Source organism: Vibrio sp. SCSIO 43136, assembly GCF_023716565.1.
GTDB lineage: Bacteria > Pseudomonadota > Gammaproteobacteria > Enterobacterales > Vibrionaceae > Vibrio.
On the sequence record NZ_CP071848.1, the window covers coordinates 1,773,383 to 1,789,124 of the forward strand.

Genomic DNA, 15,742 nt, shown 5'->3' on the forward strand with positions numbered 1-15,742 from the left:
CATTTAAACAAAGGCACTACCATGTCACTGACACTCATTCACGCAAACCTCGTAACCATGGCCGATGACGACTGCGGTTACCAAGTGCAGCAAGACCAAGCGATTGAAATCGAAAACGGAAAGATCTCTCGTGTCTTGCCCATGTCTCAGTGGCAAATACAAACAGCGCAAGTACAAAACACACTCAGCACCGAGATCTACAACTGCCAAAATAAGCTAGTCACCCCTGGCTTTATTGACAGCCATACCCACCTGATTTACGCAGGATGCCGCGCAAACGAATTTGAGCAGCGCTTGAATGGAATGAGTTACGAACAAATCACCCGCCAAGGCGGTGGGATCTTGTCGACGGTTGAAGCGACTCGTGGTGCCTGCACCAATACGCTGATTGAACTCGCCCTTCCCCGCCTAGATGGCCTAATCCAATCGGGGGTGACTAGCATAGAGATTAAGTCGGGTTATGGGTTAAGTGCACAGTCGGAAATAAAGATGCTGCGTGCCGCTAAAGCATTGCAGGCTCATCGAAAAATCAATGTATCAACCACCTTGCTCGCAGCGCACATAGTGCCACCAGAATATCGCCACGGCCGAGCAACAGCTTGCCAATAGTGTTGACGTATTTTGTGAGAAAATTGCCTTTTCAGTTGAGCAAACCGAGCGCATCTTTCAAGCCGCACAGGCCCATCATCTCGAGATAAAAATTCACGCTGAGCAGCTTTCGTTGCTGGGCGGTACCCAGTTAGCGTGCAAGTACAATGCGCTTTCTGCCGACCACATAGAGTACTTAGATAAGTCAGGGGTTGAAGCGATGGCCCGCAGTGGCACCGTTGCTACCCTGCTCCCTGGCGCATTCTACTTCCTAAAAGAGCGTCAGCTTCCTCCTATCGAGCTGCTTAGACAGCACAATGTCCCAATGGCGGTTGCGAGTGACCACAATCCGGGCACCTCCCCATTTACCGATCTTCGAATGATGATGAATATGGCCTGCACTCTGTTTGGTTTAACGCCCCAAGAAGCCCTAAAAGGGGTGACTGCCAATGCCGCAGTTGCGATTGGGAATCCAGATACTGGCCGTATCCAAGTCGGGCTTGATGCTGATCTTGCGATTTGGAATGCCAACACTCCTGCCGAGTTGAGTTATCAAATCGGCCAGCCACAACTTGAAGCTCGTTTAGTTCAAGGAGAGATTTGTCATGCAAGATAATCGACTAGAGCAAGACTTTCATTGGCAAGGAAGAAATGATCTCGAAGATGCAGAGATGGGCATACGAGTGCACCATAAAGTCGGTACAGCACCAAGAGAGAGTGACACCGTCACTATTGTTGGGTTTGGAACCGACGCTGGTGTCGCAAGAAACAAGGGACGTATTGGAGCCAAGGAAGCTCCCAACAAAATCCGTAAAGCTCTTGCCGACATGGCTTGGCATGAGAGTTCTTCCATTTGCGACCTAGGAACCATTTATTGCCATGACGATGAGTTAGAAATTGCGCAGCAGCAAGTGGCAAACTCGCTGTCACAGGCGTTATCAAACACTCCTGTCATATTACTCGGAGGTGGTCATGAGATTGCTTGGGCCTCTTACCAAGGGTTGGCGCAACACCTCTCTAAAAACAATCATACACCTAAGATTGGCATCATTAACTTTGATGCGCATTTTGATCTTCGTTGTTTCGAAGATGAACATCTCCCAATAAAGCCAAGCTCAGGGACCCCTTTTCTTCAGATCCAGCATGATTGCGACAAGCGAGGTTGGCCATTTAAATACGCCTGCTTAGGGGTAAGTCGCGCCAGCAACACTCGCGCTTTGTTCCAACGTGCCCATGAGCTAGACGTTTGGTATCTCGAAGACTCACAAATGATGGACAACGAGCCCAAACAAGCCCTTAACCAACTTCAAAGCTTTATCGATGGTTGTGACTATCTCTATCTCACCATTGACCTCGATGTCTTTCCTGCATCGACTGCACCGGGGGTCAGTGCGCCCGCAGCGTTTGGCGTCAGTCTCGAACGCCTACTCCCTTATTTCAAAACCATTTTAGCCAATGCGAACAAACTCAAAATCGCCGATATCGCCGAATATAACCCAATGTTTGATCAAGACAGTCACACCGCCAAACTCGCCGCACGCCTGTGCTGGGAGATAGCAAGAGCGATGACAGCATCAAACCCAAACAACAGATAAAACCACAAGGAGTTCCCATGTCTCACCACCAAGGAAGTCATTCTCGTTTAGATGAGTCACGTACGATTCGTGCCCCGCATGGCAGCGAGCTGTCTGCAAAATCATGGATGACAGAAGCGCCGCTACGAATGCTAATGAATAACTTAGACCCCGACGTTGCCGAGCACCCTCATGCTTTAGTGGTCTATGGTGGCATTGGTCGTGCAGCGAGAAACTGGGAGTGTTATGACAAGATTGTTGAAGTACTTAAACGCCTAGAAGACGATCAAACCCTGTTGGTGCAGTCTGGCAAACCTGTTGGCGTGTTTCAAACCCACACCAATGCGCCACGAGTGTTGATCGCCAACTCTAACATCGTGCCTCACTGGGCGAACTGGGAGCACTTCAACGAGCTGGATAAAAAAGGTCTAGCCATGTACGGGCAGATGACTGCTGGCAGCTGGATATACATTGGCTCACAAGGCATCGTTCAGGGCACCTACGAAACCTTCGTTGCGGTGGCAAAACAGCACTTTGATGGTGTGGCGAAAGATCGGTGGATTCTCACTGGTGGCCTTGGCGGTATGGGTGGCGCACAACCATTAGCCGCCACCATGGCAGAGTTCTCCATGCTGGCGGTAGAGTGTGATGAAAGCCGTATCGATTATCGCCTACGTACGGGCTATGTCGATAAAAAAGCCACCAGCCTGGATGAAGCACTGGCGATGATTCAATCCTCAACCACCCCAATCTCTGTCGGGCTACTCGGCAACGCTGCTGATGTGTTTAGCGAATTGGTTGAACGAAACATCACCCCAGATGTGGTCACGGACCAAACCTCCGCCCACGACCCTCTTAACGGCTACCTCCCACAAGGTTGGAGCATGGAGAAGGCTGCCCAAATGCGCCAACAAGATGAAGCCCACGTGGTGAAAGCCGCCAAGGCATCAATGGCGGTGCAAGTGAAAGCCATGCTTGACCTTCAAGATAAAGGGGCTGCGACTTTAGATTACGGTAACAACATCCGCCAAATGGCGTTAGAGGAAGGGGTTGAAAACGCCTTTGACTTCCCAGGCTTCGTTCCTGCTTATATTCGTCCCCTATTTTGTGAAGGTATTGGACCATTTCGCTGGGCAGCGCTATCCGGTGATCCTGAGGATATCTACAAGACCGACCAAAAAGTCAAAGAGCTTATCCCAGATAACCCGCACTTACACAACTGGCTCGATATGGCAAAAGAGCGTATTCAATTTCAAGGGCTGCCAGCACGCATCTGTTGGGTAGGACTCAAAGATCGAATGCGATTAGGATTGGCATTTAATGAGATGGTGAAAAACGGAGAGCTCAAAGCACCAATTGTTATCGGCCGAGACCACCTAGACTCTGGCTCGGTTGCCAGCCCAAATCGTGAAACAGAAGGCATGATCGATGGCTCAGATGCGGTTTCTGATTGGCCACTACTGAATGCACTACTCAATACTTCCTGCGGGGCAACATGGGTGTCACTCCATCATGGAGGTGGTGTTGGCATGGGATTCTCGCAACACTCTGGCATGGTGATTTGTTGTGACGGCAGTGAGGATGCACACCAACGCATCGCTCGGGTATTAAGAAATGACCCAGCAACTGGCGTCATGCGCCATGCGGATGCGGGCTATGACATTGCCATCAACTGCGCCAAAGAGCAGCAACTAGACCTGCCAATGATCACTTCGAGCAAAGTATGAAGGAAGTATCAGACATGCTAAATCTTAAATTACAGCCGGGACAACTTACGCTCAGTCAGCTACGTCAAATCAGCCGAACCCCTGTGAATTTGTCACTCGATGAAAGTGCACACGATGCAATAAACCTCAGCACACAAGCGGTTGAGCGAGTGATCAAAGAAGACCGAACCGTTTACGGCATCAATACAGGTTTTGGTCTACTCGCCAACACTCGTATTGCCCCTGAAGATCTCGAAGTTCTGCAAAAAAGCATTGTGCTTTCGCATGCCGCAGGCATTGGCACTTTTATGGCGGATGAAACCGTTCGTCTCATGATGGTGTTGAAAATCAACTCGCTTGCCCGTGGCTACTCAGGGATCCGCTTGGAAGTGATTCAGGCACTGATTGAGCTTGTAAATAGCCAAGTCTACCCTTGCGTACCAGAAAAAGGCTCCGTGGGCGCATCAGGTGACCTTGCACCACTGGCGCACATGAGCACAGTATTACTGGGTGAAGGCCAAGCGAGACACAATGGCAAAGTGATCTCTGGTCAAGAGGCGCTGCAGATTGCCGGGCTTCAGTCAATCACCCTTGCGCCTAAAGAAGGGCTAGCGCTGCTTAACGGCACACAGGCCTCTACTGCATTTGCGCTAGAAGGGTTATTTAACGCAGAAGACCTATACTCATCAGCAACAGTTTGCGGCGCTATCTCCGTAGAGGCAGCGCTTGGTAGTCGACGTCCATTTGACGAGCGAATTCACCAAGTGCGAGGTCACCAAACTCAAATCGATGCCGCCCTTGCCTACAGGCATATGCTCGATGACAGCAGTGAAATCGGAAATTCGCATGCAGGCTGCGAAAAAGTCCAAGATCCATACTCACTTCGTTGCCAACCTCAAGTCATGGGTGCTTGTTTGGAACAGATCCGCAATGCTGCCAAAACACTACTGGTTGAAGCGAACTCGGTGTCTGATAACCCATTAGTCTTTGCTGAACAAGACGATATTATCTCGGGTGGTAACTTTCACGCAGAACCCGTTGCCATGGCCGCCGATACCCTAGCACTGGCAATTGCAGAAATTGGCAGTCTGTCCGAGCGACGTATGGCGTTACTTATCGACAGCGCATTGAGCAAACTGCCACCATTTTTGGTTGACAACGGAGGGGTAAACTCTGGCTTTATGATTGCTCAAGTCACCTCAGCGGCGCTGGCAAGTGAGAACAAAACGCTCGCCCATCCAGCGTCTATCGATAGCTTGCCAACCTCTGCCAACCAAGAAGACCACGTTTCTATGGCGACATTTGCTGGCCGGAGATTAAGAGACATGGCAGAAAATACCCGTGGGATCTTAGCTGTAGAATATTTAGCTGGGGTACAAGGGCTAGATTTCCGAGCGCCGAATAAATCGTCAATACGGGTAGAAATTGCCAAACAATTACTACGAGAAGAAGTGCCGTTTTATGATAAAGACCGCTACTTTGCCCCAGATATCGAAAAAGCCAATAATGTGCTTAAACAGGCGAAACACAATTCATTGATGCCTAATGAATTATTGCCAAGTATTTAACTTACGATCCAAACAGCCCCGATATTTTGGGGCTTTTTTTTATATATGTCCCAATAAACGCCTATCCAAAGTGAATATTTAGCAAAATTCTCAATGGTTAGACCATTAAAACTGAATAGTCGGATATAATCACCGCAGATTTTTAGATGACTCAGTGATTATGTTTCTAACACCTTACTTTACAACTCAAAACGACAAGATTCAGTTCTCTCGCCAACAGGCTAGCCACTTTGCTAAAAAAGTTGCTGGTGACTACAACCCAATCCACGATGAAGATAACAAGCGCTTCTGTGTACCGGGTGACCTACTGTTCGCAGTGCTGCTTCACCAAGAAGGCGTTAGCCAGAAGATGCGTTTTGACTTCTCAGGTATGGTGACAGACGGTGTTGAGCTGTCGTTTGAAGAAAAACATGGCACTGAAAGCGCACTTATCGACCAAGCAGGCAAAGAATACCTGCACATGCATCACGAAGGCGCAGTTAATAAAGACCCTGAGTTCATCGAGCACATGGTGAAATCTTACGTTCAGTTCTCTGGCATGAACTTCCCGCACATCATGGTGCCACTGATGGAAGAGAAGCAGATGATGATCAACTGCCAACGCCCATTGGTGATCTACGAGAGCATGGAAGTTGAATTTGATACGCTAGAGCTGAAAAAGCCAGAAGTTAAATTCGCAGGTGCAACGTTTGAAATTGAAGGTAAGCGCGGCCTAGTGACCATGAACTTCGACTTCATCGACAATGGCATTGTTGTCGGCAAAGGAAGCAAGCGAATGGTTGCCTCTGGTCTGAAACCTTACGAGAAATCTGCTGTTGACGATCTGGTTGAGCGTTTCAACTCACGTAAAGATGCTTTCCTCGCAGAGCACGCAGTTGCAGCATAAAGCAAGAATGACTAAACGGCCTCAACCCTGTGTTGGGGCTTTTTTATATCCAATCTATACCCACCTTCTCACCGACTCACAATAAGTGCGGTACTCATCACCATACAGCTTCTCTAACGCACGCTCTTCCGCTCGGATCTGATAGCGATTCATATACCAAACAAATCCCGCAATGATCACCACGCCATAAAAATTCACGTAGTAGATACTGGTTGCGACCTGTCCCAATACGAGTGCCAAATACATCGGGTTTCTGGTGCGGGCAAATACCCCAGTACGAACCACAGTGGCTGCTTGCTCTGGACGGTGAGGGTTGACTGTCGTTTGATGACGGCGGAACTCACGTACACCGGAAAAGCCTAACCATGCGGCAACAAACCAGATCACAAGGGAAACAAGTGTCGATAGAAAGCTTGGTGGCACCGATGCGCTCCACCAAATCAGCAGCAGCGCAACGATAAATAGAATGACCGGAGGAACTTTTAGTTCAAGAAACGACAAGCGGTATTAAACCCTTGGATATCGAGTTGATACTCATAGCAATCAAGCATCGCACCTGAAAGTTTCTCAGAGACACCCACTTTGCCAATCATGGTGAAATTGTTATTGAGTAGTACTCGTTGAGAGGCAACGTTTTGTACCGCAGCATAAGCCTTCAAACGCTTAAGCCCGGGGAATGTACGAGCATAATTGATCAACTGACTGGTCGCACGTGTAGCAAGTCCCTGACCAGCCGCTTTTTCGCTCACTCGGTAGCCAACCCAAGCTTCGCCTTCAGTCAAATCAATACGATGCAGATTGGCGCGGCCTAAAATCTCGCCACGACCATTTTTGATCAAGGTAGGAAGCATGGTTAATTCATGATACTGGTGCAAACACTGTCGGATATGGTTGCTAATGCCCGTCATGCAGTAAAAACCCTCAGGTCGCTGCTCGACAAACTCTTCGAACCAAAGACGATTACGCTGCTCAAAGCGCAGCAGTGCCTCACCGTCACTGTGACACAGCACAGGGAACTTATATAAATTATCTTGCATAAGCCAACATCAAATAAATTCGATTAATTTTTGTGCAGTGATTTTGGATCACACCCAGTGATCGTTCAATTAATACGCACAAAAAATCGACTATTTATTGATCTGAACCACAAAAAAAGCGCCCGTTATGGGCGCTCAATTCATACGTAGCTCAACAAGGCTTGCAGCGGGTGTTTCAAACTCACCCCTTCAAAGCGTTTCACTTGGCTTCGACAAGAATAGCCTGTGATCACGCAGCGTTGTTTATCCAGCTCAGTCAAACGAGGTTTCCAACTCAATCCGTAGACATCTTGAGATATCTCTAGCTTGTCCACTTCATGGCCAAACGTGCCTGCCATACCACAACAGCCAACAGCCATCGGCTGGAGTTTTGCGCCAAAGTGACTAAAAATGGTAGACCACTCTTTCTCAGCGTTTGGCAGCTTTGTCTTCTCGGTACAGTGAGCAAACAGGTGCCAAGGCTTATCATCGACAGATTCAGCCGCTTGCCACTGTTCTAAACGTGGTAGCAGCCATTCATGCACAGTCAACACGTCAAAGTTGCCACGTTTTTCTTGCAAGATCTCTGCGTACTCATCGCGATAACAAAGTACTAGCGCAGGGTCGACACCAACAAGTGGAATGCCAGTATCCGCTAGCATGGCCAAAAACTCTGACGTGCTCTTTGCGGTATCGGTGAACTGCTTTAGGAAGCCTTTGATGTGCTGGGCTTTACCATTGGGTTTGAATGGCAACAAGATTGGTTGCAGTCCAAGTTTTTTCACCAAGCTCACCATATCTTCAACCACTTGGGCATCGTAATAGCTGGTGAACGGGTCTTGAACAATCAGTACGTGTTGCGCTTTTTCCTGTTCAGACAGACTGTTAAGCTTTTTCAGGTCAAACTGAGTGTCAGTACTCACACGCTTTTCAAGCACAGGCACACTCAATAGCGGCGCATCAACATAACCTATGGTTTTCGCCGTCAACGACTGCACCCAAGACTGCTTGAGCACCCCATTAACTAAGGTCGGCGCTTTCGCCATTAGCGGCAGCATGGTTTCAATGTTTGCTACCAAGTAATCTTTCGCTGGGCGTTGGTAACGGCTGTAATAAAGGTTCAAAAAGCGCGAACGGAAGCTCGGTACATCCACCTTGATTGGACACTGGCTCGCACACGCCTTACACGCCAAACAGCCGTTCATCGCTTCATAAACTTCGTGCGAGAAGTCGTATTCATGGCGTTTATTTAGGGTGTTACGCACACGCTCAAGCAAATCACGAATTGAAACGCTGCCAGTTAAGGTCTGCTTTTCAAGATCGAGTACATCTGCACCTTGGTCGGTTAACTGACGTAGCCACTCTCTTACTAACCCTGCACGCCCTTTCGGTGAATGGCGTCTATCCGCCATCACTTTCATCGAAGGACACATAGGTGAGCTGGTGTCATAGTTAAAACACAAGCCGTTACCATTACACTCCATGGCTTGCTTAAAGCTATCACGTACTTGCACGTCTATCTGGCGGTCGTAGTAGCCACGTTTGGTATCAGAAACCTTCACCAGCTCTGCGTTGCTCTCCAGTGGAGTACAAATCTTACCTGGGTTCATCTTGTTGTGCGGATCAAATGCCCCTTTCACGCGGCGAAGCTCAGTAAACAGCTCTTCACCAAAGAATTCTGGGCCATACTCAGAGCGGAAACCTTTACCATGTTCGCCCCACATCAAACCACCATACTTAGCGACCAGAGCTACCACTTGGTCAGAGATTTGGTGCATCAAGCTCTCTTGGTGTGGGTCGCACAAATCCAGTGCTGGGCGAACGTGCAAGACCCCCGAGTCCACGTGACCAAACATGCCGTATTGCAGCTCGTAGCTATCCAATAACTGACGGAATTCAACAATAAAATCCGCCAAATTTTCTGGTGGCACACAGGTATCTTCAGCAAAAGCAATTGGCTTAGCTCGACCTTTAGCAGCGCCCAACAAACCTACGGCTTTTTTACGCATATTGTAAATTTTGCCGATGCTCGCTAAGTCATCACAGCTTTGATAGCCGATAATCCCCGCTTGGTTTTTTGCCACCATGGTTTCAAGTTTAGTGATCAGCTGCTGTGCCCGTTCACGCACCAACTCAGGATCGGGCCCTGCAAACTCCACGATGTTAATGCCTTCTAGCTCTTTGTCTGGCACATCGGTAATCAGATCAGAGACGGTATGCCAAACAATATCCTGCTTGGCAAGGTTAAGTACCTTTGAGTCTACAGTTTCAACCGACAGTGCATTCGCCTCAACCATGAACGGTGCGTTGCGAAGCGCTGCGTCAAACGAGTCATACTTAACCGTCACCAAAATACGCTTCTTAGGGATTGGGGTCAGGTTAAGCTTTGCTTCGGTAATAAATGCAAGCGAGCCTTCAGCACCACAAAGCACGCGGGTCAGATTAAACTGCTGCTGTTCATCCAGCGCATTTTTTAGATCGTAGCCAGTTAAGAAGCGGTTGAGCGGTGGGAACTTGTCTAAAATTTTCTGGCGGTTATCGCGAACAACTTGCTCGGTCACCTGCCATGCGGTATGCGCTTGCTCTCCCTCTTCTGGCTCACCATGAGACATATCCGACTCCAACACTGAGCCATCGGCGAATACCGCTTGTAGCGATAATACGTGATCCGAGGTTTTTCCGTATTGAAGCGAGCCTTGGCCCGATGCATCGGTGTTAATCATACCGCCAAGGGTGGCACGGTTACTGGTCGACAGATCTGGAGAAAAGAAAAAGCCATGACTGCGCACGGCATCATTGAGCTGATCTTTCACAATACCGGTTTGAACGCGCACCCAACCCTCTTCTGGGTTGATTTCTAGCACCTTGTTCATATGACGGGAAAGGTCGACCACGATACCTTGAGTCAGTGATTGACCATTGGTTCCCGTGCCCCCACCTCTTGGAGAGAAAGCAACGCGTTCATATTTTTCTTGGTAAGAGAGTTTGCCGATCAATTGCACATCGGCGGTGTCTTTAGGCAATACCACCGCTTGAGGCAGCTGTTGATATACACTGTTATCAGTAGCCACGGCCAAACGGCTGGCGTAGCTCAGTTCGATATCGCCTTTAAAACCTTGTGCGTCGAGTTCTTCAAGAAAAGAACGTACCAGTGCATCGACTTCTGGTTGATGAGAAATTCTTGGTAACATTATGCTTCCTGCGCTCCCTAAGCCATTAATTTTACTTAATGGTGTATCCATACCTTGGGAGAAAATAAGTGGTTATATTTTTTGATTTTCGTCACTTTACAACATTTTACCGCTTGATAAAAACGCTTACGTGCAATCACACTGCAACCATTAATTACTTTTTTGCATTTATAGTCCACAATCAAAGGTATGCTTGATTGTGTTTCTACTAAAGCGTTGGACATTATGAAAAAAAATAAAGTTGTCACTACGGAAGATATACTTCTCAAACTTTGCCAGTCAGTTTCTGGCGTACTCACTTCAGCCACCGGCTCTCAAATCACCTACTCTGCCATGGTGCAGAAAATCAATAAGACCTGCCTCAAACCAGATTTTGGCTGTTTCGTCCTTTTCGATGGCGGTTTTTCTGGGCTGGTTGTTATTAACTTCACCTCGCAGGCTGCACTAGAAATCTACTACAACTACATGCGCAACATGGGCATGCCAGAAGATGAGCTTGCAGTTCACCACGCATCAGATGAAGTAGGCGATGTACTTGGTGAACTGATGAACCAATTGGTGGGTGACTTTACCAACAAGATCCGTAAAGAGTTGCAAACCAACATTACTCAAAACCAACCTAAGATGCTGTCGTTGACTAAGCAGGTGATGCTGTCGGTGGATACCAACTTAGATCGCCCTCAGGCTCGTCGTGTGACCTTCTCAACTGCCAATAACAACATCTTTTACCTAGAGCTGGCCATGGATAAAACTGAGTTCATCCAACTAGAAGAGTTTGAAGTAGAAGAAGATGCTTGTATCGATGATTTGATCAACGAAACTCAAGCAAAGAAAACCAAAACTGACACCGCACCACCGTCAGATGATATCGCTAACGATCTGTTAGATGAGCTTGGCTTATAAAATAGTTGCTCATATAAGCACCTGTTAACTCTAGATAAGGCTGGCATTCGCCAGCCTTACTGCCCTCCAGCACTTTTACTTCTGGCTGAGAAAAGTTAAAATATGCGACTTTTCCACCAATCAGCTGTGCAGATGTCCAAACAGAAAGCCCTCAAGAAAATTGCAAAATGCCTCGAGCTAGGCAACTCAGCAAACGTCAACGAAGCCGCTAACGCAATTCGTATGGCGCATCGCTTGATGCTCAAATATGGTCTCGACAAAGACGATATTGAGTTCATCAAGATGGGGAAAACTCAATCGACACATCTATTGCCAGCAAACATCAGCTCCAACCTCTTGCGCATCATCCGAGGTATCAATACCAAATTTGGTGTTGAGGCAGTGCTGCTTAATCATAAAGGGCTCAAACGTCTTGAATTCATTGGTGAAGCCGATCGCGCCATCTTTGCCGCTTTTGCGTTTGATATCATTTATCGTGAGATGAATGAGCAAACTGGCCAGTTCCGTAACAGCTTTGCAGGCAGTGGCACCAGTAGCACTGAAGTGACACGCCGAGTCGCCTCCTTCCTGTCCGGTTGGATAGAAGGTGCGCTGGAAAAGCTGCCAGAGATAGCCCCAGACGATGAGTCAAACAACAAAATCAATAACTACATTGATAAAGAGTTTAAGAACATCGACCGCGAAACCTTCAAGCAACAGCTTAAAGAAGCAATGAAGAACATCACTGCAGATTACGAAGTAGGCTTAAAAAAAGGCCGTCGTGTCTCGGTCAATCGACCTGTAGGTGGCACACAAGCGCCTAAAATGCTGCGTTAAACTGCCTCTTCAAAGTGATTTGCCCGATCTGTTTGATCCTTGCCCAAGCTTTACCCATAATATTGAAAAACCGTAATTTTTGAGCAAGGCATCCTGTGATCAACTTTCGAGCTATCTTCGCTCCTCTCATATTCAGCGTCTGTGTTGGTTTTTCTTTCAACGCAATCAGTGCCTCCATTGATGAGCTGACTGCATTAGCAGACAAACAAGACCCTATCGCTCAGTACTCGCTATCTCAGGCGTTTTTCTCAGGCAATGGTGTTGCAAAGGATTCTCAGCGTGCTGTTGAGTGGCTCAAACTGTCTGCGCAAAATGGGTACTCTCTCGCTCAGCTAAAACTCGGTTCGGCCTATGACAGTGGTATCGCAATCGAAGGTAATGTTGATCGCGCTATTTACTGGTATACCAAAGCAGCGACTCAAGGGTTGGCAAGAGCGCAATACAAGCTTGGCGTACTGTATGAAAATGAGTTTGAAGAAACCAGCCAGCTAAACGATCTCAAATTGGCGCAAACCTGGTTTAAAGTTGCGCAGGAAAACAACAGTGAGCAAGCACAAGATGCACTCTATCGTGTTCAAGAGCTTCTGTTTAACGCCCGCCGCGCCGAACAGTTAGGTCAGTTTAAACAGCTAGACACCAACTTTGAATCTGAGCAAAGCCGCTTGGAAGACCCGCAAGCTCCTCCAGTGCCTGCTCAACCACAGGTCCTCAATTGGCAAACGTATCTTAACCACCCCTATCTACCATATGCTCTCGGAGCGATTGCTGCACTGCTGGTATTAATAACTCTCATCGCCGCTTTAAAAAGATCCAAGAACAAACAGGGTGAGAAACAGCAGCAAGCCATGGCTAAAGCACAAGGCGATGCAACCAAACTGCGCAAAGAGCTAGAAAAAGCCCACAAACAGCTTTTAAGCCAAAATGTGCAGATCCAAAAGTTCAAAAATGACCAGCAAAACCAGAGTATCGCTTTGGCTTGTGCCTTTCTTGGTTTCAATCCGAATAAGCTGCCTACCGATGATGTGATCAAGCAGCGTTACAAAAAACTGAGCCGTGTTTACCACCCAGATACCAATGGCAGCCAAGAAGATATGAAGAAACTCAATGCCGCATTAAAGATCGTGGTCGCACAACGCAAAAAATCCGTAACAAATAATTAACATTGCACTTTTGGCAGTGTAATATAGTTGGACTGAATCCAATGCATTCTTTCTTATGTCATTGGTGATAATAAGCTGCGTAGCAGTAAAATAATAAAAGTCCGAGGAGACTCATCTCTATGTATACCATTGAAGGGATTTGTGACTGGTGTAAACAACCAGGCATGTTAACCCGCCATCAGTATGTTGATGGCAAATCACACTGTTCTTGCCATCACTGTAATGACCTAGCCAAACTCGATGTCAGAATGTTCAACCAAGCCGAACTCGAGCAAAGACAACAAGAACAATCAGCCAGTATGAAATAGTCACCAGAATTACTGTATAAAACCCCTGTATAGATAGCGCTCTATACAGGGGTTTTGTCATTTAAGCGCCATATACACTCTTTTTGATGTGAAACAGGTCATGTTTCCTAGAATACACTCAAAACAAGAATATCATTTAAAAACAATGAATTAACCAACAACACTGTATAAAAAACCAATATTTATTAATACTTCTGCTTGCAAAATGTCCAATCTGGATATACTGTTTACTTATACAGTATGTATAAAGGAACAGTAACTATGTACTCGAAAGTCGAAAGCACAGCAACTCAGTCAACCTATCAATCAGCGAACCTAGCTTCGCTTGAACAACGCATGCCTGCGGCTCAACAGCCTAGTCACAATAGCGAGACTCTAGTCAATCACCTTGCTCGACTTTCGCACAAATCTAAGTGGATCTATTTCACTGCTCAGTGTCAGCGCCCTAAACAAGGTTGGGCTAAGTACGCTCGATTTACGACCTCTCGCCTTATTCACTTAATGCCCTCTCGTCATCTCACTGAGAAAGAAGTGATCATTAAGGCACTGCAATCTGGCAATGCAAGTGCCGTGGTTGCGAGCGAACGGTTCTCACTGATCGACAAACGCCACCTGAAGCAGCGTGCCAATCAACTAGGGTGTGAGCTGTACTTTGCAGATGAACTCAAACTCGTCCCTAGCTACTCGCAATACCACTAAGTGAGTTCAGTTTAGCCAATACCTCAGGCGATAATTGGTGAAATAGAAACCACTCATAGCAAACGTTTGCTTTTTCTCTGGAAGACTAATTTAGTTCTGGTATCATGCGCTGCATTCCCTGCGCCCTCTTCGAGCTTTAGCATTAGGTCTTGGTTTGAAGGGAGCGCTTGTCTGATCTGACGTTTATATATCATAGGAATGTTGCGATGAGCCTTGCTGATCAAGTTCTAGCAGTCAACGATGACCTGCCAATCCGTACCAATAAACCTGTTCATAGCGGCAAAGTACGCTCCGTCTACTGGCTAACTGAAGAAGATAGCCGTCGCCTGATCCAAGAGAAAGGCTATGATGTAGCTGAAGATGCACCGCTTGCAATTATGGTCATCAGTGACCGAATCTCAGCATTTGATTGCATCTGGCACGGTGAAGGTGGTCTTAAAGGTGTTCCGGGTAAAGGCGCTGCGCTAAATGCCATTTCTAACCACTGGTTCAAGTTGTTTAAAGACAGCGGTCTTGCTGACAGCCACATCCTAGATATTCCACACCCATTTGTATGGATCGTTCAAAAAGCTAAACCTGTGATGATCGAAGCGATTTGTCGTCAGTACATCACTGGATCTATGTGGCGTTCGTATGAGAAAGGCGAGCGTGAATTCTGTGGTATCGAAATGCCTGAAGGTCTTGAAAAAGACAAGATGTTGCCTGAGATGCTTATTACCCCTTCTACCAAAGGTATCCTTAAAGGCATCCCTGGTGTACCAGAGGCTGACGACGTGAACATCACTCGTCGCAACATCGAAGACAATTTTGCAGCATTCAACTTCACTAAAGCGTCAGACATCGATCTGTATGAGAAACTACTCAAAGAAGGCTTTGGCGTGATCAGCGAAGCGCTGGACAAAGTTGGCCAAATGTTTGTCGACACCAAGTTTGAGTTTGGTTATGTCAACGACGCAAAAGGCAACGAGAAACTTATCTACATGGATGAAGTGGGCACTCCTGATTCATCACGTATGTGGGATAAAGACGAATACCAAAACGGTAATATCGTTGAAAACTCGAAAGAAGGTTTCCGTCAGTTCCTACTAAACCACTTCCCTGATCCAGACATTCTGCTTAATAAAGAGCGTATGGATGAGCGTGAGGCACTTGCTCGCAACAATGAGTTGCCAGAATCGGCACTGATGCAGGTTTCTAAAACTTACCTAAACATCGCTGAAAAAGTGACGGGTGCGAAAATTGAACTGAGCGCCAACCCGAAAGCAGAGATCATCGAGATCTTGAAGCGTGATTACGGATTGATTGACTAACGTGAGTTAGGGCGTGT

13 protein-coding genes and 1 pseudogene are annotated in these 15,742 nt (G+C 47.2%); 11 read left to right on the top strand and 3 right to left on the bottom strand.

Translation table 11 applies throughout. The features are described from left to right. Positions 1–21: 21 nt before the first annotated feature. From hutI to J4N39_RS08310, 5 genes and pseudogenes are all read left to right on the top strand, one after another. Positions 22–1,204 (top strand): annotated as a pseudogene (hutI, locus tag J4N39_RS08290) (imidazolonepropionase). Further along, on the top strand, positions 1,194–2,183 hold the full coding sequence (gene hutG / locus J4N39_RS08295) for a formimidoylglutamase (protein ID WP_252017960.1): 990 nt from the start codon (positions 1,194–1,196) through the stop codon (positions 2,181–2,183). The pseudogene hutI and the gene hutG overlap by 11 nt, the downstream one beginning before the upstream one ends. Positions 2,184–2,200: 17 nt before the next feature. Further along, complete coding sequence (gene hutU, locus J4N39_RS08300; RefSeq protein WP_252017962.1) at positions 2,201–3,889, top strand: urocanate hydratase; 1,689 nt, start codon at positions 2,201–2,203, stop codon at positions 3,887–3,889. Between the two features lie 14 nt (positions 3,890–3,903). Continuing rightward, a complete protein-coding gene (gene hutH, locus J4N39_RS08305) occupies positions 3,904–5,436 on the top strand; it encodes a histidine ammonia-lyase (protein ID WP_252017964.1) in 1,533 nt (510 codons plus the stop codon). A 160-nt stretch (positions 5,437–5,596) separates the two neighbouring features. After that, positions 5,597–6,322 (top strand): DUF3581 domain-containing protein, encoded by a 726-nt coding sequence (locus J4N39_RS08310; RefSeq protein ID WP_252023677.1) that lies wholly within the window; start codon positions 5,597–5,599, stop codon positions 6,320–6,322. A 54-nt stretch (positions 6,323–6,376) separates the two neighbouring features. On the opposite strand, the gene J4N39_RS08315 is transcribed toward J4N39_RS08310, so the two are convergent. From J4N39_RS08315 to ydiJ, 3 genes are all read right to left on the bottom strand, one after another. After that, a complete protein-coding gene (locus tag J4N39_RS08315) occupies positions 6,377–6,823 on the bottom strand; it encodes a methyltransferase family protein (RefSeq protein ID WP_252017966.1) in 447 nt (148 codons plus the stop codon). Then, positions 6,805–7,359 (bottom strand): GNAT family N-acetyltransferase, encoded by a 555-nt coding sequence (locus tag J4N39_RS08320; protein ID WP_252017968.1) that lies wholly within the window; start codon positions 7,357–7,359, stop codon positions 6,805–6,807. Before J4N39_RS08320 ends, J4N39_RS08315 begins: the two co-directional genes overlap by 19 nt. 140 nt (positions 7,360–7,499) lie before the next feature. Beyond that, a complete protein-coding gene (gene ydiJ / locus J4N39_RS08325) occupies positions 7,500–10,529 on the bottom strand; it encodes a D-2-hydroxyglutarate dehydrogenase YdiJ (protein ID WP_252017970.1) in 3,030 nt (1,009 codons plus the stop codon). 225 nt (positions 10,530–10,754) lie between these two features. Here ydiJ and J4N39_RS08330 point away from each other — a divergent pair, with 225 nt between their 5' ends. The 6 genes from J4N39_RS08330 (at position 10,755) to J4N39_RS08355 (ending at position 15,725) form a co-directional block, all read left to right on the top strand. Beyond that, complete coding sequence (locus J4N39_RS08330) at positions 10,755–11,432, top strand: DUF3334 family protein (RefSeq protein ID WP_252017972.1); 678 nt, start codon at positions 10,755–10,757, stop codon at positions 11,430–11,432. A gap of 132 nt (positions 11,433–11,564) precedes the next feature. Further along, complete coding sequence (locus J4N39_RS08335; RefSeq protein WP_252017974.1) at positions 11,565–12,248, top strand: DUF2786 domain-containing protein; 684 nt, start codon at positions 11,565–11,567, stop codon at positions 12,246–12,248. A gap of 95 nt (positions 12,249–12,343) precedes the next feature. After that, on the top strand, positions 12,344–13,408 hold the full coding sequence (locus J4N39_RS08340; RefSeq protein ID WP_252017976.1) for a DnaJ domain-containing protein: 1,065 nt from the start codon (positions 12,344–12,346) through the stop codon (positions 13,406–13,408). A 119-nt stretch (positions 13,409–13,527) separates the two neighbouring features. Then, the gene (locus J4N39_RS08345; protein ID WP_252017978.1) at positions 13,528–13,716 is read left to right on the top strand and encodes a hypothetical protein; all 189 of its coding nucleotides are present in this window, start codon (positions 13,528–13,530) and stop codon (positions 13,714–13,716) included. A gap of 261 nt (positions 13,717–13,977) precedes the next feature. Further along, on the top strand, positions 13,978–14,415 hold the full coding sequence (locus J4N39_RS08350; RefSeq protein ID WP_252017980.1) for a SulA-like leucine-rich domain-containing protein: 438 nt from the start codon (positions 13,978–13,980) through the stop codon (positions 14,413–14,415). Positions 14,416–14,621: 206 nt separating this feature from the next. Continuing rightward, positions 14,622–15,725 carry a phosphoribosylaminoimidazolesuccinocarboxamide synthase gene (locus tag J4N39_RS08355; protein ID WP_252017982.1) on the top strand — a complete coding sequence of 368 codons (1,104 nt, stop codon included), beginning with the start codon at positions 14,622–14,624 and terminating at the stop codon, positions 15,723–15,725. Positions 15,726–15,742: the final 17 nt, after the last annotated feature.